This is a genomic window from Nocardioides palaemonis, assembly GCF_018275325.1.
In the GTDB taxonomy this organism is placed as follows: Bacteria; Actinomycetota; Actinomycetes; order Propionibacteriales; family Nocardioidaceae; genus Nocardioides; species Nocardioides palaemonis.
In genome coordinates this window covers 148799-169901 of sequence record NZ_JAGVQR010000003.1, presented here as the reverse complement: position 1 = coordinate 169901, position 21103 = coordinate 148799, and the positions used below count along the sequence as shown (strand labels likewise).

Below are 21103 nucleotides of genomic sequence, written 5' to 3'. Positions count from 1 at the left end.
TCGCAGATCCTGCTCCTTCGACAGCCGCGCTGACCCACCGTCCAGGCAGTCATCGCGGCCACCCCTCCATGCGTGAGGGGTTTTTTCATGTCAGGAGCAGGAGCCCCAAGGAGCGAGAGAGATGAATCCCGAGCAGACCAACGCAGTCCCCGGCCACGGCGAGGCGACCTACGACGTCGCGGCCACCGAGACGAAGTGGCAGCAGGTGTGGGAGGAGCTGGAGCCCTTCCGCGCCGACGACGACAGCCCGCGCGAGAAGCGCTACGCGCTGACGATGTTCCCCTACCCGAGCGGCGACCTGCACATGGGTCACGCCGAGGTGTTCGCGCTGCACGACGTGGTCGCGCGCTACTGGTGGCAGCGCGGCTACGAGGTGCTGAACCCGATGGGCTTCGACTCCTTCGGCCTGCCCGCGGAGAACGCCGCGATCCGCAACGACGAGCACCCCGACACCTACACGCGCGCCAACATCGCGAAGTCGATCGAGTCGTGCCGGCGCTACGCCGCGTCGTTCGACTGGTCGCGCACCTTCAACACCTCCGACCCGGACTACTACCGCTGGACCCAGTGGCTGTTCCTGAAGTTCCACGAGCGCGGCCTGGCCTACCGGAAGAAGTCGCCGGTCAACTGGTGCCCGCAGGACCAGACGGTGCTGGCCAACGAGCAGGTCGTGGGCGGGCAGTGCGAGCGGTGCGGGGCGGAGGTGACCAAGAAGGAGCTGACCCAGTGGTACTTCAAGATCACCGACTACGCCCAGGAGCTGCTGGACGGGCTGGACGAGCTGGAGAGGACGTGGCCCGACCGCGTCGTCACTGCGCAGCGCAACTGGATCGGCCGCTCCGAGGGCGCCCACGTCACCTTCACGCTGGGCACCGCCACCGGTGAGCGCGACGTCGAGGTCTACACGACCCGGCCCGACACGCTGTACGGCGCGACGTTCATGGTGGTCGCCGCCGACGCGGCGCTGGCTGCCGAGATCGTGCACCCCGACCGCGCGCAGGCGCTGGAGGACTACCTGGTCGAGGTCCGCAAGGCCTCCGACATCGACCGGCTGGCCACCGACCGCCCGAAGACCGGCGTCGACCTGGGCATCACCGCGACCAACCCGGTCTCCGGCGAGCAGGTCCCGGTCTGGGCGAGCGACTACGTCCTGGCGGACTACGGCACCGGCGCGATCATGGCGGTCCCCGCCCACGACCAGCGCGACCTGGACTTCGCCCGCGCGATGGGCCTGCCGGTGCGCCGGGTCATCGACGTGCCGGGGGAGGACGACCCGGAGACCTCCGGCGTCGCGACGTCGGGTGACGGCACGTACGTCAACAGCGGGCCGCTGGACGGGCTTGCCGACAAGGCGTCCGGGATCCGCACGATCATCGAGCGCCTGGAGGCCGACGGGCGTGGCACCGGGGCGGTCAACTACCGCCTGCGCGACTGGCTGCTGAGCCGCCAGCGCTACTGGGGTGCGCCGATCCCGATCGTGCACTGCCCCGAGCACGGCGAGGTGGCGGTGCCGGACGACCAGCTGCCGGTGACCCTGCCGATGCTGAAGGGCGCCGACCTGAAGCCCCAGGGCACGTCTCCGCTGGGCGGCGCCACCGAGTGGGTCACCACGACCTGCCCGACCTGCGGGGGCCCGGCGACCCGGGACACGGACACCATGGACACCTTCGTCGACTCGTCCTGGTACATGTTCCGCTACTGCTCGCCGCACGAGGCCGACGCGCCCTTCGACAGCGCCAAGGTCAACGCCTGGATGCCGACCAACCTGTACGTCGGTGGTGTCGAGCACGCCGTGCTGCACCTGCTGTACGGCCGGTTCTTCACCAAGGTCCTGAACGACATGGGGCTGGTCGACTTCCGCGAGCCGTGGTCGGCCCAGCTGAACCAGGGCTTCGTGATCAACCAGGGCAAGAAGATGAGCAAGTCCCTGGGCAACGGCGTCAACCTGGGGGAGCAGCTCGCGGCCTTCGGCGTGGACGCGGTGCGGCTGACCCTGGTCTTCGCGGGCCCGCCGGAGGACGACATCGACTGGGCCAACATGTCGCCCGACGGCTCGCTGCGCTTCCTGCAGCGCGCGTGGCGGCTGTCCGGCGACGTCACCTCCGAGCCGGGGGCCGACGTCGCCGCCGGCGACGAGGCGCTGCGGCGGGTGACCGCCCGCACCGTCCACGACGCCGCGGAGCTGGTCGAGACGTACCGCTTCAACGTGATGGTCGCCCGGGTGATGGAGCTGGTCAACGCCACCCGCAAGGCCATCGACTCCGGCTGCGGCCCGGCCGACCCGGCGGTGCGCGAGGCGGTGGAGGCGGTGACGGTCCTGCTGTCGCTGGTCGCGCCCTACACCGCAGAGGAGATGTGGGAGCGGCTGGGCCGGAACCCCTCGAGGGAGACGACCGTGGCCCGTGCCGGCTGGCCGGCCGTCGACGAGGCGCTGCTGGTCGAGGACACGGTCACCGCGGTCGTGCAGGTCAAGGGCAAGGTCAAGGGCCGCCTGGAGGTGTCCCCGGACATCTCCGAGGCCGACCTCGAGGCGCTGGCCCTGGCCGACGCCGGCGTGCAGCGGGCGATCGACGGCGCGCAGGTGCGCAAGGTCGTCGTGCGCGCGCCCAAGCTGGTCAACATCGTCGTCTGACCCAGCGCTCCGCGTACGACAGCGGCCCCGGGCGTCTCGCCCGGGGCCGCTGCCGTGGTGCAGGAGGTGCGTCAGCCGACGAACAGCAGGCGGTTCGGCGAGCCGGTGCCGGCGTCGGTCACCACGTTGGTGGTGGCGCGACCGATGAGGTAGCTGCCGACGGTCGGGCGACGTCCGGGTTGCCGCGGAGCGCGTCGAGCGCCGCCGGGGTGAGGTCGGCGACGAAGCCGTCGACCACGGTCTTGTAGGTGTGCTCGACCGTCGCGCCGTCGCCGCGCGCGTCGGTCTTGGCGGCCTTCACGTCGGCCTGGGTGACCTGCTCGTCCATGACCACGATGAAGCGGTCGGCGGAGGCGGAGCCGACGAGCGGCGCCTGGTCCTGCTGCGCGGCGGTGGCCGCGGTGCTCGGCTCGGCGTGCGTGGCGGCCGGGGTGAGGGCCAGTGCCGCGGTGGCGAGCGTCGCGATGCCGGCGAGTGCCCGGCGGTGGGGGTTGCGCATGAGAGGTGTTCCTTCCCGAGAAAAGATGGACGCGCAGAATCTCGCCGCTCGCACCGCACCCCGACAAGGGGGCACGGGGCGTTAACAGTTAACTCGGGCCGACGTCCGGCCAGGTCCAGCTGATCCCCACGGAGCCCCCGGGCGCGTCCGAGCGCACCAGGTGGGCGGTGTGCGCGGGGTCGAGGTCGACCGGCCAGGTGTCGTCGTCGCAGTAGGCCGACACCGACGCCGGCAGTGCGGCCGGGTCGAACTCCACCTCGAGGCAGTACTCCCGCATCGACGTGCGCGCCCGCCGCCCGTGCCGCAGGTCGAGGGGACCGGGACCGACCGACGTGAGCTCGTGCTCGACCATCACCGTCTCGCCGCGCCGGAGCGGACGGGGGAAGACGAGCTCGGCGGCGACGACCCCCTCGGGACGACGGCGTACGACCCGGCCGAGGGTGCAGCCGCGGACCGGGCGGATGCGCGGCAGGTCGACGGCGCAGTCGCGCTGGTGGTGCAGGATCACCCGCCGGTCGGGACCGTCGACCTTGGCGCGGAGCACCTGCCGGGTGGTCATCGACACCAGCCGCCGGTCGGGTCCCACCCGGAGCAGGTCGTGCAGCACCAGCCGGTCGAGCTCGGCGTCCCACCGGGTGTCGAGCCGTGCGAGCACGTGGGCGTGGTCGGGCCACAGCGTGGTGAGGCACGGCGGCCCGTCCGGCGCGGGGCGGGTCCGGTCGAGCGCGACGCCGAGCTCGCCCGGCTCGAGGCCGAGGATCTCCTCGAGGTGCGGCAGCGCGGCGAGGGAGCCCCGCCGGGCCGGGACGCTGCGGCCCGACTGCCAGTAGCTGAGCGTGGCCACGCTGATCACCACGCCGCGGTGCTCGAGCCGGTCGCGGACCCGGTGCAGGGCCAGTCCCCGGCGGTCGATCGCCTCCCGCAGCGTGTCGGCGAAGCTCCCGATAGCGTCGGACACGAGCACATCCAACCCGGTGCCTGGTTGCGCCGTGGTCGCCGGGCCCCCTGCGAGGCGGGCGCTAGGGTCACGCCATGTCCCGCCCCCGGTCCCGCGTCGTCGTCACCGACTCGACCGCCAGCCTGCCCGCCGACCTGGCCGCGGACCGCGGGATCCGGGTCGTGCCGCTCCAGGTCGTGGTCGGCTCGCAGGTGCTCGACGAGGGACCCGACGGTGCCACGCCCGACGTCGTCGCCGAGGCGTTGCGGACGGGCGTCACGGTCAGCACCTCGCGCCCCGCCCCGGCGCTCTTCGCCGAGCTCTACCGCTCGCTCGAGGCGGCCGGCGCCGAGGAGGTGGTCTCGGTGCACCTCTCGGGCGAGATGAGCGGGACCTTCGAGTCCGCCCAGCTCGCGGCGCTCGAGCTCGACCTGCCGGTCCACGTCGTCGACTCTGGCCAGGTCGGCATCGCCACCGGCTACGCCGCGCTCACCGCCGCCGACGTGCTCGACGCCGGCGGGTCGGGGCAGGAGGCCGCGGAGGCGGCGCTCGCGCGCGGCCAGGCGGCGACCTCCCTGTTCTACGTCGACACCCTCGAGCACCTGCGTCGCGGCGGACGCATCGGCGCGGCCGCGGCCCTGGTCGGCAGCGCGTTGTCGGTGAAGCCGCTGCTGGAGATCGTCGAGGGGCGGGTGGTGCCGCGCGAGCGCGTGCGTACGACGTCGCGCGCGCTGGCCCGGCTCGCCGACCTCGCCGTCGAGGCCGCCGGCGACGAGCCGGTCGACGTCTGCGTCGCCCACCTCGCGAACCCCGAGCGGGCCACCGAGCTCACCGCGGTCCTCGCCGAGCGGCTGGTCACCGGGCTCGAGGGGCGCGAGGTGATGTGCGGTGAGCTCGGCGCGGTGCTCGGCGCGCACGTCGGCCCCGGCATGGTGGCGGTCTGCGTCTCGCCGCGCCCCTGACCGTCCTTTCAGCGATCCCCGGCTGACCGGCGATCGCTGAACATGTCAGGCCGTGCACGGGCCGACATGTTCAGCGAGAGCCTGACCGGTTCGTCCACAGATCGCTCGCGACCCCTGTCGGCGGGCGGTCCGCGCTTCCTAGCGTGGAGGCATGCGACGGTCCCAGTCCTCCTCCGAGCACGCCGAGGCGGTGTCGCGGCGGCTGGCGACCCTGAGCGCCGAGCTGGCGGCCGTGCGCAGCGAGCCCGGCAGCCACCCCGACCCGGTCGCGGGGCCCACGCACACTCGCGTACGTCAGGGGGTCGGCCCCGTCGACCCGGTGGACCTGCCCGCGCCGGTGGTGCTGCCCGTCCCGGGCCGGCACGCGTCGCGGCGGCTCCGGGTCGGGGGACTCCAGCTCGGACCGTTGCACCTGGCCGTCGTCTCGCTGCTGGTCGCCGCAGCGGTCGGGCTCGCCGCGTGGTGGGCGGTCCGCGACCAGGCCGAGCCGGTGGCGCTGGAGCCGGCGCTGGAGCCGGCGGTGACCTCGGGGGCCGGCGACCCGTCGCCGCTCGCGACGCTGCCGGACGGGGCGGCGGACGCGGGAGGCGTGGAGGGCGCCGACGGCGCAGGGGACGGACCGGACGCCGTCGAGGTGGTGGTCGACGTGGCCGGCAAGGTCCGGCGACCGGGGATCGCGGTCCTGCCGCCCGGGTCGCGCGTCGTCGACGCGCTGGAGGCCGCCGGCGGAGCCAGGCGCGGCGTCGACCTGTCGTCGCTCAACCTCGCCCGGCCGCTGGTCGACGGCGAGCAGATCCTGGTCGGCGCGGCCGCCCCGACACCTCCCACCGGTGCGCTCGCCCCGCCGCCGGCCGGAGGGGGACCGCTGGTCAACCTCAACACCGCCGACGAGGCGGCGCTCGACACGCTCCCGGGGGTCGGGCCGGTCACTGCGGGAGCGATCCTCGCCTGGCGCACCGAGCACGGAGGGTTCACGTCGGTCGACGAGCTGCTCGAGGTCGACGGCATCGGTGAGGCGACGCTCGCCGACCTCGCGCCGCTCGTCACCCTCTGACCGCGTCGGCCGTGCCCGACCTGCGAGCGCTCGCGCTCGGCGCCGGCGCGTGGGGCGGAGCACTGCTGGCGCTGCTCCTGCCGGGGCGGGTCGCGCTCGCGGTGGTGGCGCTCCTGACGCTCGCGGTGGTGGCCGCCGTCCGGCGTGGCCGCTGCGCGCCCGGGTGGCTCGGACCGCTGGCGGCCCTCGTCGCCGTCGCCGGGGTCGCCGCGCTGCAGCAGGTCGTGGTGTCCACCTCGCCGGTGGCGCGGCTGGCCGACGAGCGAGCGGTGGTGGACCTCCGGCTCACGCTCACCTCGGACGTACGTGTGGTGGCCGGGCGGTTCGGCGAGGTGCAGGTGGTCGAGGCGCGCGTGCGGAGGGTGGCGGGCCGCGGCCGGGCCTGGACGCTCGACGTCCCGGTCGTCGTGATGGCCGACGCCGACTGGCCGCGGCTGCCGCTCGGCACGGTGCTGGACACCTCGGCCCGGCTGGTCCCGGCCACCGACGGCGAGGCCGCGCTCGTACGCCCACTGGGTGAGCCGAGCGTCGTCGCACCACCGCGGGCGTGGTGGGACGGCGCGGCGGCCCTCCGCGCTTCCGTTCGCGCGGTCGTCGCCGGCCGGGACGCCGACGCCCGCGAGCTGGTGCCGGCGCTCGTGGTGGGCGACGACGGCGGCCTCGACCCCGACCTCGCCGACGACTTCCGCACGACCGGCCTCACCCACCTGCTCGCGGTGAGCGGGACCAACCTCACCCTCGTCGTCGGCTTCCTGCTGGTGCTCGGGCGCTGGCTCGGGCTCCGCGGGCGGGGCCTGCACCTCCTCGCCGCCGTCGGGATCGTCGGCTTCGTGGTCACGGCCCGCGCCGAGCCGAGCGTGGTGCGGGCCGCCGCGATGGGGACGGTGGCGCTGGTCGGGATGGGCAGCAACGGACGCTCCCGCGGCGCGCGCGGGCTCGGGGTCGCCGTCCTCGTGCTGCTCCTCGTGTGGCCCCGGCTGGCCACCACCGCCGGGTTCGCGCTGTCAGCCCTCGCCACGGCGGGGATCCTGCTGCTCGCGCCGGTGTGGCGCGACGCGCTGGCGCGGTGGACGCCGCGCTGGGTGGCCGAGGCGGTCTCGGTGCCCCTGGCGGCGCAGGTGGCCTGCACCCCGGTCGTGGCGGGCCTGTCCGGTCAGGTCAGCCTGGTCGCGGTCGTCGCCAACCTGGTCGCCGCCCCGGCCGTCGCGCCGGCGACCGTCCTCGGCCTCGCCGGCGGTCTCGTCGGGCTGGCCTGGCACCCGGCCGGAGTCGTCGCCGCGGCCCCTGCCGCCTGGTCGGCGGGGTGGATCATCGCCGTCGCCCGGGCAGGGGCGGACGTGCCGACGGCGGCGGTGGCCTGGGGCACCGGCCCCGTGGCGCTGGCCGCGCTGGTGGTGGGGTGCGTGGTGGCGGTGCTGCTGGCGCCGCGCGTGCTGGGCAGACCCGGGTCGGCGCTGGCCTGCACCGGCCTGCTCGTGGTGTCGGTGCTGGTGCGCCCGCCGACGCCCGGGTGGCCGCCGGCGGGCTGGGTGCTGGTGGCCTGCGACGTCGGGCAGGGCGACGGGCTGGTCCTGCGCGCCGGGGCCGGAGCGGCCGTCGTCGTCGACGCCGGCCCCGACCCGCAGGCCATCGACGGGTGCCTCGACCGGCTGGGGGTGACCGCCGTGCCCCTCGTCGTGCTCACCCACTTCCACGCCGACCACGTCGACGGCATCGAGGGGGTGCTCGACGGGCGGCGGGTCGGGGACGTCGAGACGACCTCGCTGCTCGAGCCGGCCGGCGGCGTGCGGGTGGTCGGCGAGACGACGGCATCGGAGGCGGGCAGCGCGCCGTCGGTGGCGGCGTACGGCCTCACCCGGCGGGTCGGCGAGGTCACTCTGCAGACGGTGTGGCCGCGGCCGGGCGCCACTCTCGGCGAGGCGGGGGAGAGCGCGCCCAACGACAGCAGCGTGGTGCTGCTGGCGGAGGTCGGTGGCCTGCGGGTGCTGCTCACCGGCGACGTCGAGCCGTCGGCGCAGGCGGCGCTCGCCCGCGACCTGCCGGGCCTGGCCGTCGACGTGCTGAAGGTCCCGCACCACGGCAGCCGCCATCAGGACCTGGACTGGCTCACCTCGCTGGGGGCCGGGGTCGCCCTGGTGTCGGTGGGGGAGGACAACGACTACGGGCACCCGTCGCCCGACCTGGTCGCCGCGCTCACCGCCGCCGGGGCGCGGGTGTGGCGCACCGACCTCTCGGGCGACGTCGCGGTCGTGGTGCGGGAGGGCGAGGTGGGTGTCGCCACCCGCCGATAGGATCGCCGCACCATGGCACGCACCCCCTCCGCCGCTCAGGTCCTCGGCCACGTCGTCCTCGTGACGGGCAAGGAGGAGTACCTGTCGGCACGCACGGTCTCCTCGGTGCGCGACGCGGTCCGGGCCCACGACGGCGACGCCGAGCTGGCCGAGTCGCAGGCCTCCGAGCTCACCCTGGCCTCGCTCGGCGAGATGTCCGCGCCCTCGCTCTTCTCCTCGATCCGCTGCGTCGTGGTGCGCGGCCTCGAGGACCTCCCGGACGAGTCGGTCGACGGTCTCCTCGGCTACTGCGCGGCCCCGTCCGACGACGTCGCCCTGGTGCTGGTCCACGGCGGCGGGCAGAAGGGCAGCGGCGTGCTGACCAAGCTGCGCAAGCTCCCGGCCGTCACCGAGGTGAAGTCCGAGGAGGTGAAGGCCTCCGGGATGCCGGCCTTCGTGACCTCCGAGGTGGCCTCCCACGGCGCCCGGATCGCGCCCGAGGCGGCGTCGTTCCTCGTCCAGGCCGTCGGCAGCGACCTGCGCTCCCTGGCGGCCGCCGCCGACCAGCTCACCAACGACTTCCCCGACGAGCAGCTCACCGTCGAGAAGGTCCAGCGCTACTTCGGCGGACGGGCCGAGGCGAAGTCGTTCACGGTCGCCGACGCCGCGTTCGCCGGACGGCGCGCGCAGGCGCTGGAGGAGCTGCGCTGGGCGCTCGACGCCGGCACCGCGACGGTGCTGGTCACCTCGGCGATGGCGGCGTCCGCGCGCAGCATCGCCCGCTACCTCGGGGCGCCGCGCGGTGCCCGCGACGCCGACCTGGCCCGTGAGCTCGGCGTGCCGCCGTGGAAGGTCCGCACGGTGCGCGACCAGTCCCGCGCGTGGAGTCCCGACGCGATCGCCGCCGCGGTGCGGGCCGTCGCGACCGCCGACGCCGACATCAAGGGACGCGCGCACGACGCGTCCTACACCCTGGAGCGGCTCGTGCTCACCGTCGCCGGTCTGCGCGAGGGCCGCTGACCCCCGGGGCCGCGCGGCCCCGAAATGCAGAACACCCGCCACGAGGGCGGGTGCTCGGCGGGACGGCTGCGATCAGAGCGCGGCGGTCTTCTTGGCGATCGACGACTTGCGGTTCGCGGCCTGGTTGGCGTGGATGACGCCCTTCGAGGCGGCCTTGTCGAGCTGCTTCATCGCGTCGCGACCGGCAGCCACGGCGGCGTCCTTGTCGCCGGCCTCGGACAGCTCGCGGAACTTGCGGACGGCGGTCTTCAGGCGCGACTTCACGGCCTGGTTGCGCTGACGCGCCTTCTCGTTCTGCTTGTTGCGCTTGATCTGGGACTTGATGTTCGCCACGTGTGGATCCTTGGGTGCTCGTCCGGTTTCGGAAAGTCTGGTGCTTGTCGGCTGCCTGGCAACCCCTCCCAGGAACCAGCGCGGGGAGGGTCGGGTGCCGGACACGCAGGGAGGAACTCTACCGGCAGGCCGTGCGGGCGCCCAAATCGCTCAGGCGGGGTGCCGACCCGTACGCCTCGCGACGGCACCCAGCATGCGCGCCGACTCCCGGATCCGGAAATCGTTGAGGGTCGGCAGGTTGACGTCGACGGCCACCGTCGAGCGGATCGCGAGGTGCGCGCCGAAGCCGGCGAGGAAGGCGGTGACCACGTCGTCGCCGGCTGCCGCGAGGGCGGGCGAGGCCGCGACGGACCGGTCGAACCCCGGGTCCTCGACCCGCTCGAGGCGGGCCATGAGCGGGTCGGCCCACGCGGGGCCGCGGGCGGCGACGCCCCAGTCGACGAAGACGATCTCGCCCGTGGGGCGGCGCAGCAGGTTGTCGACGCGGATGTCCCAGTGGACGACCTGCTCCATCGGCAGCTCCGCCTCGCGGCGCAGCACCGCGGCCCAGTCGCGACGGTCCGCGCGCAGCCAGGCCGGCACCGGCACGTCCGGCGCCGCGGTCGGCAGCGAGTCGAGCGAGTCGGCCCACCGCCCGAGGAGCGTGGGCACCTGGACGAGGTCGACCGCATCGGGCAGCTCCCGGCCGGCCAGCGCCTCGACGAGGCCGTCCGTCGCCGCCAGCACGTCGGCGAGCTCGCCGTCGTCGGTGAAGTCCGGGTGCCGGCCCTCGACGTCCTCGACCACCAACGCGACCCAGCGGCCGTCGTCGTACGACGCCAGCAGCCCGGCCCAGAGGTCGTGCGCGCCGAGGTGGGTGAGCACCCCGACCTCGCGGCGGAACAGCCCCGGCGTGTCGGGGTTGAGCTCGTCGCCGACCGCCTTGACGAAGGCGCGGGTGCCGTCGGCGCACGTCAGCCGGGTGGCGCAGCCGGGCGACATCCCGCCGACCTGCTCGGCCGTCGCGACGACGGGGGAGCCGAGCGTGGCGTCCACCCAGTCGCGGACGCGGGCGGGCACCGCGGCGTAGGGCAGGCGCACCCCGACCGCGCGGGGTGCGGTCACGACCAGCCCCGGCGCTCGCACAGCCAGTCCCAGCACACCTCGCCCTGCCAGCGCTGGTGGTCGCGCAGGTGCGGGGAGGTCGGCGGGACCGGCTGCTCGCACTGGGACAGGAAGTAGCCGACGTAGAGGGCGAGGGCGATGTCGAGGGCCTCGGCGGGCACGTCGCGCAGGAGGCGGCGCGACGCGATCACGGCGTCGACGTCGATGCCCTCGCCGCGCGGCGCGATGAGGGCGGCGAAGGAGTCGAACCAGGCCGCGCCGCGGACGGGAAAGTTCCAGTCCACGACCAGCGCGCGGCCGTCGGCGGTGAGCAGGACGTTGTCGGAGCGGACGTCGGTGTGGACGAGCGTGTCGCCGCCGACGACCTCCGCGTGGCGCCGGGCGAGGGCCTCGGCCTCGGCGAGGTGGTCGGCGTCGAGGTCGGTGCGGTGCGCACGGACCTGCGCCCAGCCCTCGGGCAGGGAGGCGAAGTCGTCGGCGGCCACGTCCAGGTCGAGGTCGGCCGGCGGCGGGGTGGTGGTGTCGGCGACGACCTCCAGGGCGTCGAGCACGGCGTCGAGCTCGTCGGCGACCCAGGGGCGCTGCGGCGGGCGGCCCCCGACGTAGGAGATCCCGAGCACCACCCAGTCGTCGTCGAGCAGCCACTGCAGCCGCGGCGCGGGCACCCCCTCCGGGAGCGCGGCGAGCTTGCGGGCCTCCTCGCGGTAGGCGTCGGCGAACAGCCGCTGGGCCTTCACCGACGCCGCCTTCACGAAGTGGCGCGAGCCGTCCTCGCAGACCAGGACCGACGCGAAGCCCGGGGTGAACCCGGTCGTCTGCGAGATCGCCTCGACCACGGGGGAGCCGCACCGGCGCTCGACGTAGGCCCGCAGGTTCGGCGGCAGGAACGCCCACTCGAGGCGGCGCGCGGTCGCCTCGTGCGGGACGGGGTACGGGGCCAGGGGCGTGCGGGACATGGGCGCATCCTTCCCCACGAGTCCCGCCACCCCCACCGGATATCGGTGGAGGCGACGTCGGGCGGGCGGGTAGAACTGCGGCATGCCCGAGCTCGTCCTGCCGACCGTCTCCGTCCGCGACTCCTTCCTCGAGGCGATGGCGGAGTTCACCGGCGAGGGCGTGGAGAACAGCCAGACTTCGGCGTGGATCGACGTCCACGGCGCGCGCTGGGACACCGAGGAGGGCTTCGCGGCGTTCGTCGAGGCGGTGCGCGCCGACGCGCTGGAGGACTCGCCGCGCCCGGAGTGGCACGTCCCGTGCACGACCGGGTGGTGGGTCGACGGCGACGCCTACCTCGGTCGGCTCGCGATCCGGCACCGGCTCACCGACTTCCTCCTCGAGGTCGGCGGCCACATCGGCTACGACGTACGCCCCTCGCGTCGGCGCGAGGGCCACGCCACCGCGATGCTGCAGGCGGCGCTGCCGTGGGCGCGGGAGCTCGGGATCGACCCCGCGCTGATCACCTGCGACGACTCCAACCTGCCGTCCGCCCGGGTCATCGAGTCGGCCGGCGGCGTGCTGGAGGACGTGCGCGGGGTGAAGCGGCGCTACTGGGTCCCGACGTCCTGAGCCGCGACCGGGACCGGCGCGCGCCGGGTCCGGGTGGCGGCGCCGACGCCGACCACGGCGACGACCAAGCCGACGAGCTGGGTCACGCTGAGCGTCTCGTCCAGGACCAGCCAGGCGAGCACCGCGGTCACGGGTGGGCTCAGGAAGAACAGGCTGGCCGCGGCGCCCGACCCGCCGCGGAGCACCAGCAGGGACAACAGGACCAGGCCGACGATCGAGTTCACGACGGCGAGGAACAGCACCGACCCCAGGGCCTGGCGGGTGTCGGTGACCGGCCATGCACCCTCGGTGAGCCAGCCCAGGACCAGCAGCGGGGGAGCCGACACCGCGAACTGCACGGCCGCCGACCACAGCAGGTCGGGCTGCGCGCCGATCCAGCGCTGCCCGAGCGTGCCCAGGCTCAGGGTGAGCATGCTGAGGCAGCCGACCGCCACGGCGACCGGTCCGCCCGCGAGGCCGAGGTCGGCGCCGAGCACCAGGAGCACCCCGAGCACGCCGACGACGAAGCCGCCGACCTGCAGCGGCGTGACCCGCTCACCCAGCAGCGCGGCGGCCAGCAGGGCGGTGAGCACCGGGCTGAGCGCGTGGAACAGGGACGCGAGCGTGGCGCCGAGGCCGAGGTCGAAGGCGACGTACATCAGCCCGAACTGGACCGCGTTCATCACGAAGCCGACGGCGGCCACCCTCCCCAGGACGGCGCGGTCCATCCGGGGCGGGCGGCGCAGCAGGCGGGCGAGGGTGGCGCCGATGACCGCGGCGAGCACGAAGCGCCAGCCCAGCACGGTGAACGGCGCCGCGGCGTGCACGGCCGCCGGACCGGAGATGTATCCCGACGACCACACCAGCACGAACGCGACGGCGGGCACGAGGGGCAGGTGCGTCGTTGCGGTCCGCGGGGTCACCGCTGCACGCTAGCGAGCGTCGTCGGTTCGGCGGGGCCGGGGCTGCGTGGAAGAATGGCGCGACCCCGCCGTCGTACTCCCGAAAGCAGTCCGTGAGCCTCACCAACGCGCCGCAGCCCGGCTCGACCGACCCCTCGGTCATCCGCAACTTCTGCATCATCGCGCACATCGACCACGGCAAGTCGACGCTGGCCGACCGGATGCTGCAGCTGACCGGCGTGGTCGACGAGCGAGCCTCGCGCGCGCAGTACCTCGACCGGATGGACATCGAGCGCGAGCGCGGCATCACGATCAAGAGCCAGGCCGTGCGGATGCCCTGGACGGTGCCCGCCGACAACGCCGAGGGGGCCGAGCCCGGCACCTACGTGCTCAACATGATCGACACCCCCGGCCACGTCGACTTCACCTACGAGGTCTCGCGCAGCCTCGAGGCCTGTGAGGCGGCGATCCTCCTGGTCGACGCCGCCCAGGGCATCGAGGCCCAGACGTTGGCCAACCTCTACCTCGCCATGGGCGCCGACCTCCACATCATCCCGGTGCTCAACAAGATCGACCTGCCCAGCGCCAACGTGGAGAAGTACGCCGCCGAGCTCGCCGGCCTGGTCGGCTGCGAGCCGGAGGACGTGCTGCTGACCAGCGCCAAGACCGGCGTCGGCGTCGAGGCGCTCCTCAACGAGATCGTCAAGCAGACCCCGGCCCCGGTCGGCGACGCCGACGCCCCGCCGCGGGCGCTGATCTTCGACTCGGTCTACGACACCTACCGCGGCGTCGTCACCTACGTCCGCGTCGTCGACGGCAAGCTCACCCACCGCGACCGGATCAAGATGATGTCGACCAACGCGGTGCACGAGATGCTCGAGGTCGGCGTGATCAGCCCCGAGCCGGTGAAGGCCGGCGAGATCGGCGTCGGCGAGGTCGGCTACCTGATCACCGGCGTGAAGGACGTGCGCCAGTCGCGCGTCGGTGACACCGTCACCTCCCAGCACCACGGCGCGACCGAGTCGCTCGGCGGCTACAAGCACCCCAACCCGATGGTCTACGCCGGCCTCTACCCGATCGACGGCGACGACTACCCGGGCCTGCGCGACGCGCTGGAGAAGCTCCAGCTCAACGACGCGGCGCTCACCTACGAGCCGGAGACCTCCGGCGCGCTCGGGTTCGGCTTCCGCTGCGGTTTCCTCGGTCTGCTCCACATGGAGATCACCCGCGACCGCCTCGAGCGCGAGTTCAACCTCGACCTGATCTCGACCGCGCCCAACGTGGTCTACCAGGTCGTCATGGACGACGGCGCCGAGCACGAGGTCACCAACCCCAGCGAGTACCCCGACGGCAAGGTCGCCGAGGTCCGCGAGCCGGTCGTCAAGGCCACCATCCTCGCGCCGTCGGACTTCATCGGCACGATCATGGAGCTGTGCCAGCTCAAGCGCGGCAGCCTCCAGGGGATGGACTACCTCTCCGAGGACCGCGTCGAGATGCGCTACACGCTGCCGATGGGCGAGATCGTCTTCGACTTCTTCGACCAGCTCAAGTCGCGCACCAAGGGCTACGCCTCGCTCGACTACGAGCGCTCGGGCGACCAGGCCGCCGACCTGGTGAAGGTCGACATCCTGCTCCAGGGCGAGCCGGTCGACGCGTTCAGCGCGATCATCCACCGCGACGCGGCGTACTCCTACGGCGTGATGATGGCCGGCAAGCTCAAGGACCTGATCCCGCGCCAGCAGTTCGAGGTCCCGATCCAGGCCGCCATCGGCGCTCGCGTCATCGCCCGCGAGACCATCCGCGCGATCCGCAAGGACGTCCTCGCCAAGTGCTACGGCGGTGACATCAGCCGCAAGCGCAAGCTGCTGGAGAAGCAGAAGGCCGGCAAGAAGCGGATGAAGAACATCGGCTCCGTCGAGGTCCCGCCGGAGGCGTTCGTCGCCGCGCTGTCGACCACGCAGCCCGCGGAGAAGGCCGGCAAGAAGTAGTGGCCCGGGTCGTCCGGAGCGACGAGGTCGCGCCGCAGCCGTGGGCCAACGGGGCAGGTACGACCCGTGAGCTGCTGGTCGCCGACGACGGCGCCTGGCGGATCAGCCTCGCCGACATCGCGACCGAGGGTCCGTTCTCGGCGTTCCCGGGCCGTCGCCGGCTGCTGACGCTCGTCGAGGGCACCGTCCTCGACCTGCTGGTCGCCGGCCAGCCGGCCGTCGTCGAGCCGCAGCGCCCGTTCGCGTTCTCCGGCGACGACGCCGTCGAGGCGCGGCTGCCCGGGGGTCCGGTGCGCGCGCTCAACGTCGTCGCCGACCCGGGGGTCTCGACCCACGTGACGGTGCTCGAGCTCGGCCGCGGCTCCGCCCTGCCACTGGCCGACGACCAGGCGGCCTACGTCCTCACCGGCCCCGACGCCCGCAGCCTCGTCGTCGGACCGGGCGAGGTCGCCGGACGCTGCACGGTCGCGGTCGTCACCGTCGAGCGCTCCTGACCCATCCGGTCCGGCCACCGCGGCGAAGACCCGGCGTGCGACTCGCCGACCGCCTCCGCGTCGAGGCCATCCGCGCCACCGCCCGCTTCACCGTGTCCTACGGCGAGGGACTGCGCTTCGCCGGGACGACCTGCCGCGTCCGGAGCGGACGACGGTCGCGACCCGTCACGGGCCGGTCCCGGTCCACCTCCACCGACCCGGTCCGGGCGACCTCCCGGTGCACGTCCACCTGCACGGCGGGGCGTGGCTGATGCGGCACCCGGGGATGGACGACTGGTGGTGCCGCTACCTCGCCGCGACCGCTGGCGTCGTCGTGGCCAACGTGGACTTCGAGGTCGCCCCGCGGGTCGCCTACCCGGTCGCCCAGCACCAGGCCCACGACGTCGCTGCCGCGCTCGCCGCCGACGGGACGCCGGTGTCGGTCGGCGGCTTCAGCTCCGGCGGCGGGATGGCGGCGTCGGTCGCGCTGCAGGCCCGTGACACCGGCTCGTTCACGCCGACGCTCCAGGTGCTCGGCATCCCGGCGCTCGACCTCTCCGCCGATCCGCGCGACGACGACCGCGGCATGATCTCGCCGGACCTGCGCCGGCTGGTGCGCCGGGTCTACCTGCCCGACCCGGCGTCCCGCCGCGAGCCGTACGCGTCACCGCTGCTGGCCGACGACCTCGCCGGGCTGCCGCCGGCGGTCGTCCTGACGGCCGAGCGCGACGTGCTGCGGGCCGAGGGCGATGCGTACGCCACCCGGCTGCGCGCGGCCGGGGTGCGGGTGGTGCACGACACCACGCCCGGGGTCGACCACTACTTCCTCACCGAGGACCCGGCCCGGGCGCGGGCCACGATGGCGCTGTCGCCGCGGAGGTCAGGGACGCGGGACGTCCTCGCGGGTGAAGGTGAGGGTGGTGACGGTGATGTCGAGCGCCGCCTCCAGCGCGGCGACCGGTGCGTCGAGCTCGTCGCGGCGCGGGCGCCGGGTGCGCGCGAACCACACGACCTCGAGCGGGCGGCGACGGGTGGTGCCGGTCGAGCGCCAGTAGCCGGTGATCCGGCCGTCCACGAGCAGCGGCGGCAGCAGCAGCCCGTTCGCGCCCGACCACAGCCGCTGGAGGTGGTGGGCCTCGGCGAAGCGCACGCGGGCGGAGGGCTCGTAGCCGCACATCAGGGCGTCGAACTCGGGGAGCAGCCGCACGCCGTCGACCCCGCGGGGTGCCGGGGAGCCGGGCAGGTCGACGTAGGTCCTGCCGTCCGGTCCCTCCTCGCAGACCAGCTCGCCGAGGTCGGCGAGCAGCCCGTCGACGACCCGGAGCCCGAGCCCGGACCACCACGCGAGGTCGTGCCGCGACGCCGGGCCGTGGCTGCGCAGGTGGAGCAGCGCGGCGTCGCCCAGCGTGGCTGCCACGTCCGGGCGCAGGGTGCGGTACTCCGGCGCGCCCTGCCCCGCCCAGTCGCCGTTGACCGGGCGGCGCACCAGCCCACCGTGGCCGAAGGCGAGGTAGCGCCCTTGCTGCGTCCCGGTCACGTCGTCGCGACCCTCGTGCTCCACCAGCCACGCGTGCAGGTGCTGCTGGAGCTCGTCGGGGGTGCGCCACGCGTCGGCGAACGCCTCGGTGTCGTCCCACAGGTCCTCGAGCCGCGACCGCTCGAGGCGCAGCAGCCGCCGCCAGAGGGTGCGCTGGCCGACGCGCGTGGCAGCACCGAGGGCGGCGTACTGCGCCGGTGTCGCGGTGTGCACGGTCCCGCGCACGGTGCTGCCGCGCACCAGCGTCCCCGCGTCGTAGGCGTCCTCGACCTCGGCCCGGGTGGTGCCGGGGAACCGGGCGGCGAGGGCGAGGAAGGGCGAGCGCGCGGTCTGGGACTGCACCGGCCCGATGAGCGCGGCGTGCGACGCGACCTCACCCGGACGGTCGTCTGCCGGGTCGTCGGGGAACTGACGCGCGAGCGCCGCGGCCGCCAGGTCGTCCCAGGTGAGCGGCACGTCTCAGCCGCGCATCGGTCCGCCGGAGCGGCCGTAGGACTCGGCGACGACCTCGGCGACCACGGACAGCGCGATCTCCCCGGGCCCCTTGCCCCCGAGGTCGTGCCCGGCCGGCACGTGCAGCGTGGTGGTGTCCACGCCCTCCTCGCGCAGCTGCTCGACCAGGCCGGCCGCACGGCGCCGGCTGGCCATCATCGCGACGTAGGCCGCCTCCGAGGCGAGCGCGGCGCGCAGCACCGCCGGAGCGTCCGGGGCGTCGTGGTCGCACAGCACCACGGCGTCGCCGGGTCGTGGGTCGAGCCCCGGCCCACCGTCGTCCTCGGCGACCACCACGACGTCACGGCCGACGGTCGCGGCGATCGCCGCGATCGCGCGGGCGATCGGGTTGTCGCTCAGCACGAGGATCCTGCCGTGCGTCGCCTGCTCGTCGGACCACGGCTGCTCCCTCATGCCGCCCAGCCTAGGCTCGCGTCGTGCCCGTCACCATCCCCGACGACCTGCTCGACCAGCGCGCGCTCGGCGAGGACTGGGGCGCCTGGCTCGACCGGCTGCCGCGGCTCGCCGCGGACCTGCTGCACGAGTGGCACCTGGCGCCGACCGGCCCGAGCCGGCACGGCTACTGCTCGCTCGTCGTCCCGGTCACCGACGCCGACGGGGTGCCCGGCGGCCTCAAGGTCACCTTCGACGGCGACGACGAGTCGCGGCACGAGGGCCTGGCCCTGCAGCGGTGGGGCGGCGACGGCGCGGTCCGCCTGCGCCGGGCCGACCCGCGCCGCCGGGCGCTGCTGCTGGACTGGCTGCCGGGGCCCGACCTCGCCGACGCCTGGGACGTCGAGGCCTGCGAGGTCGTCGGCGGGCTCTACGGCCGCCTGCACGTGCCGGCGCTGCCCCAGCTGGCGAGCGTCGCGTCGTACGTCGAGCGGTGGCTGCGCGAGCTCGACGACCTCGGCCGCGACATCCCGGTCCCGCGTCGCTACGTCGAGCAGGCGCTGTCCCTCGGGCGCGACCTGCTGGCCGACGCCCCGGACCCGGTCGTCGTGCACGGCGACCTGCACTACGCCAACGTCCTGGCCGACGACGCGGGGGAGTGGCTCGCGATCGACCCCAAGCCGATGGCCGGCGACCCGCACTACGAGCCGGCGCCGATGCTGTGGAACCGGATGGACGAGCTGACCGGGCCGCTCGCCGTCGGCTCGCTGCGTGACGGGCTGCGCCGCCGCTTCCACGCCCTCGTCGACGCGGGCGGCCTCGACGAGGAGCGGGCGCGTGACTGGGTCGTGGTGCGGATGGTCGTCAACGCCGGCTGGACCGTGCAGGACGCCCGGGCCGCCGGCCGCGCGCTCGACGCCGACGAGCAGGACTGGATCACCCGGTGCATCGCGATCACCAAGGCCGTGCAGGACTGACCTCACGGCCGGTGCGGTCCCGTCAGGCGGACGAAATGGGCGAGTTTGCTACCGCCGGGTAAACCCAGTGATCTAGGTTACAGCCCAAGTCAGCAGCCCCACCCGCAACGAGGCGTGCGCGCGCCTCGCCCCGACGGAATGAGTGAGTCACAGATGGCGGTCCCGATCGACACCAGCTTCCTCGACACGATGCCGGCCAACGTCGCCGTGCAGTTCTTCGACCGGGTCACCGCGACCCCCGACGCCGAGGCCTTCCGGTTCCCCCGCGGGGAGGCGTGGGAGTCGGTGACCTGGAAGCAGGCCGGTGACCGCGTCGAGGCGCTCGCCGCCGGTCTGATGGCACTGGGCGTGCAGCCCGAGCAGCGCGTCGGCATCGCGTCCGGCACCCGCTACGAGTGGATCCTGGCCGACCTGGCGATCATGTGCGCCGCCGGCGCCACCACGACGGTCTACCCGAGCACCAACGCCGAGGACACCGTCTACATCCTCGGCGACTCCGAGAGCCACGTCGTGTTCGCCGAGGACGACGAGCAGCTCGCCAAGCTCACCGCGCACCGCGCCGAGCTGCCGCACGTCAGCAAGGTCGTGACGTTCGACGGCAAGGCCGACGGCGACTGGGTGATCACCCTCGACGACCTCGCCGCGCTCGGTGCCCAGAAGCTCGCCGAGCAGCCCGACGTCGTGCGCACCACCTCGCAGGCGATCCGTCCCGACCAGCTCGCCACCCTCATCTACACCTCCGGCACCACCGGCCGGCCCAAGGGCGTGCGGCTGCGGCACTCGTCGTGGGTCTACGAGGGCGAGGCGATCCGGGCGCAGGGCATCTTGTCGGAGAGCGACCTGGAGTTCCGCTGGCTGCCGATGGCGCACTCGTTCGGCAAGGTGCTGATGTCGACGCAGATGGCCTGCGGCTTCGCCGCTGCGATCGACGGGCGGGTCGACAAGATCGTCGACAACCTGGGCGTCGTGAAGCCGACCTTCATGGGCGCGGCCCCGCGCATCTTCGAGAAGGCGCACGGTCGCATCGTGACCATGCAGGCCGCCGAGGGCGGCGCCAAGGAGAAGATCTTCAAGAAGGCCTTCGAGGTCGGCCTCGAGGTCGAGCGGCGCAAGCGCGAGGGGCAGTCGGTGCCGCTGGCGCTCAAGGTGCAGCACGGCCTGTTCGACAAGCTGGTCTTCACCAAGATCCGCGACCGCTTCGGCGGACGGGTCCGCTTCTTCATCTCGGGCGCCGCGGCGCTCAACCGCGACATCGCCGAGTGGTTCGGCGCGGCGGGCATCACGATCCTCGAGGGCTACGGCCTCACCGAGACGTCGGCCGGGTCGTTCGTCAACCACCCCGACGCCAACAAGTTCGGCACGGTGGGGCCGGTGTTCCCCGGCAGCGAGGTCAAGCTCGGCGACAACGACGAGATCATGATCAAGGGGCCGGGCGTCATGGACGGCTACCACAACCTCCCGGAGGAGACGTCGCGCACGCTGACCTCCGACGGCTGGCTGCACACCGGTGACAAGGGTGCGCTCGACGCCGACGGCCACCTCGTCATCACCGGCCGCATCAAGGAGCTGTTCAAGACCTCCGGCGGCAAGTACATCGCGCCGCCCGCGATCGAGTCGAAGTTCAAGGCCGTGTGCCCCTACGCCAGCCAGTTCATGGTCTTCGGCAACGAGCGCAACTACTGCGTCGCGCTGGTGACCCTCGACCCGGACGCGATGGCCGGCTGGGCCGCGGAGAACGGCATGGAGGGCGCGTCCTACACCGACATCGTCCGCTCCGACGCGGTGCAGAAGATGGTCGGCGACTACGTCGACGACCTCAACAGCCACCTCAACCGCTGGGAGACGATCAAGAAGTGGAAGCTCCTCGACCACGACCTCACGGTCGAGTCGGGTGAGCTCACCCCCTCGATGAAGGTCAAGCGCAACGTCGTCGAGGACAACCACCAGGCCCTCATCGAGGAGATGTACGCCTGAGCCACCGGGAC

18 protein-coding genes and 1 pseudogene are annotated in these 21103 nt (G+C 73.9%); 11 read left to right on the top strand and 8 right to left on the bottom strand.

Annotated features, from left to right (window positions below; all coding sequences use genetic code 11):
• Positions 1-121 precede the first annotated feature (121 nt).
• Complete coding sequence (gene leuS / locus KDN32_RS13115) at positions 122-2632, top strand: leucine--tRNA ligase (protein ID WP_211732705.1); 2511 nt, start codon at positions 122-124, stop codon at positions 2630-2632.
• Positions 2633-2750: 118 nt separating this feature from the next.
• On the opposite strand, the gene KDN32_RS13110 is transcribed toward leuS, so the two are convergent.
• Together KDN32_RS13110 and KDN32_RS13105 are read right to left on the bottom strand one after the other, a co-directional pair.
• A complete protein-coding gene (locus tag KDN32_RS13110; RefSeq protein ID WP_211732704.1) occupies positions 2751-3131 on the bottom strand; it encodes a protease inhibitor I9 family protein in 381 nt (126 codons plus the stop codon).
• A gap of 88 nt (positions 3132-3219) precedes the next feature.
• Positions 3220-4089 (bottom strand): helix-turn-helix domain-containing protein, encoded by an 870-nt coding sequence (locus KDN32_RS13105; protein WP_211732703.1) that lies wholly within the window; start codon positions 4087-4089, stop codon positions 3220-3222.
• A 74-nt stretch (positions 4090-4163) separates the two neighbouring features.
• Between KDN32_RS13105 and KDN32_RS13100 the strand changes: the two genes are divergently transcribed.
• The 4 genes from KDN32_RS13100 to holA all read left to right on the top strand — a co-directional run bounded on the left by KDN32_RS13100 (position 4164) and on the right by holA (position 9374).
• Positions 4164-5030, top strand: coding sequence for a DegV family protein (locus KDN32_RS13100; RefSeq protein ID WP_211732702.1), 867 nt, complete (start codon positions 4164-4166; stop codon positions 5028-5030).
• A gap of 151 nt (positions 5031-5181) precedes the next feature.
• A complete protein-coding gene (locus tag KDN32_RS13095) occupies positions 5182-6084 on the top strand; it encodes a ComEA family DNA-binding protein (protein ID WP_211732701.1) in 903 nt (300 codons plus the stop codon).
• 11 nt (positions 6085-6095) lie between these two features.
• Positions 6096-8375 (top strand): ComEC/Rec2 family competence protein, encoded by a 2280-nt coding sequence (locus KDN32_RS13090; protein ID WP_307854070.1) that lies wholly within the window; start codon positions 6096-6098, stop codon positions 8373-8375.
• Between the two features lie 12 nt (positions 8376-8387).
• Entirely contained in the window at positions 8388-9374 is a 987-nt protein-coding gene (gene holA, locus KDN32_RS13085) for a DNA polymerase III subunit delta (RefSeq protein WP_211732700.1), read from the top strand.
• Positions 9375-9446: 72 nt separating this feature from the next.
• On the opposite strand, the gene rpsT is transcribed toward holA, so the two are convergent.
• The 3 genes from rpsT to KDN32_RS13070 all read right to left on the bottom strand — a co-directional run bounded on the left by rpsT (position 9447) and on the right by KDN32_RS13070 (position 11767).
• Positions 9447-9707 (bottom strand): 30S ribosomal protein S20, encoded by a 261-nt coding sequence (gene rpsT / locus KDN32_RS13080; protein ID WP_211732699.1) that lies wholly within the window; start codon positions 9705-9707, stop codon positions 9447-9449.
• A 150-nt stretch (positions 9708-9857) separates the two neighbouring features.
• Complete coding sequence (locus KDN32_RS13075; protein WP_211732698.1) at positions 9858-10811, bottom strand: aminoglycoside phosphotransferase/kinase family protein; 954 nt, start codon at positions 10809-10811, stop codon at positions 9858-9860.
• Complete coding sequence (locus KDN32_RS13070) at positions 10808-11767, bottom strand: phosphotransferase family protein (protein ID WP_211732697.1); 960 nt, start codon at positions 11765-11767, stop codon at positions 10808-10810. The genes KDN32_RS13075 and KDN32_RS13070 overlap by 4 nt, the downstream gene beginning before the upstream one ends.
• Before the next feature lie 82 nt (positions 11768-11849).
• Between KDN32_RS13070 and KDN32_RS13065 the strand changes: the two genes are divergently transcribed.
• Entirely contained in the window at positions 11850-12377 is a 528-nt protein-coding gene (locus KDN32_RS13065; protein ID WP_211732696.1) for a GNAT family N-acetyltransferase, read from the top strand.
• Here the strand turns inward: KDN32_RS13065 and KDN32_RS13060 are convergent.
• Positions 12356-13279 (bottom strand): DMT family transporter, encoded by a 924-nt coding sequence (locus KDN32_RS13060; RefSeq protein WP_211732695.1) that lies wholly within the window; start codon positions 13277-13279, stop codon positions 12356-12358. The two genes, KDN32_RS13065 and KDN32_RS13060, sit on opposite strands and share 22 nt — an antisense overlap.
• 92 nt (positions 13280-13371) lie before the next feature.
• Here KDN32_RS13060 and lepA point away from each other — a divergent pair, with 92 nt between their 5' ends.
• The 3 genes and pseudogenes from lepA to KDN32_RS23530 all read left to right on the top strand — a co-directional run.
• Positions 13372-15246, top strand: a complete 1875-nt coding sequence (gene lepA / locus KDN32_RS13055; protein ID WP_211732694.1) for a translation elongation factor 4 — start codon at positions 13372-13374, stop codon at positions 15244-15246.
• Complete coding sequence (locus KDN32_RS13050) at positions 15246-15740, top strand: HutD/Ves family protein (RefSeq protein ID WP_211732693.1); 495 nt, start codon at positions 15246-15248, stop codon at positions 15738-15740. The genes lepA and KDN32_RS13050 overlap by 1 nt, the downstream gene beginning before the upstream one ends.
• A 250-nt stretch (positions 15741-15990) precedes the next feature.
• A pseudogene (locus tag KDN32_RS23530) lies at positions 15991-16488 on the top strand (alpha/beta hydrolase fold domain-containing protein); the annotation flags it as partial.
• Positions 16489-16599: 111 nt separating this feature from the next.
• Here KDN32_RS23530 and KDN32_RS13040 read toward each other — a convergent pair.
• Together KDN32_RS13040 and KDN32_RS13035 are read right to left on the bottom strand one after the other, a co-directional pair.
• Complete coding sequence (locus tag KDN32_RS13040) at positions 16600-17712, bottom strand: DNA glycosylase AlkZ-like family protein (RefSeq protein ID WP_211732692.1); 1113 nt, start codon at positions 17710-17712, stop codon at positions 16600-16602.
• Between the two features lie 3 nt (positions 17713-17715).
• Positions 17716-18162: an XdhC family protein gene (locus KDN32_RS13035; protein ID WP_211732691.1), complete on the bottom strand. Its 447-nt coding sequence runs from the start codon at positions 18160-18162 to the stop codon at positions 17716-17718.
• A 23-nt stretch (positions 18163-18185) separates the two neighbouring features.
• Between KDN32_RS13035 and KDN32_RS13030 the strand changes: the two genes are divergently transcribed.
• Positions 18186-19118 (top strand): aminoglycoside phosphotransferase family protein, encoded by a 933-nt coding sequence (locus tag KDN32_RS13030; RefSeq protein ID WP_211732690.1) that lies wholly within the window; start codon positions 18186-18188, stop codon positions 19116-19118.
• Between the two features lie 153 nt (positions 19119-19271).
• Positions 19272-21092 (top strand): AMP-dependent synthetase/ligase, encoded by a 1821-nt coding sequence (locus KDN32_RS13025; RefSeq protein WP_211732689.1) that lies wholly within the window; start codon positions 19272-19274, stop codon positions 21090-21092.
• The last annotated feature ends 11 nt before the right edge of the window (positions 21093-21103 follow it).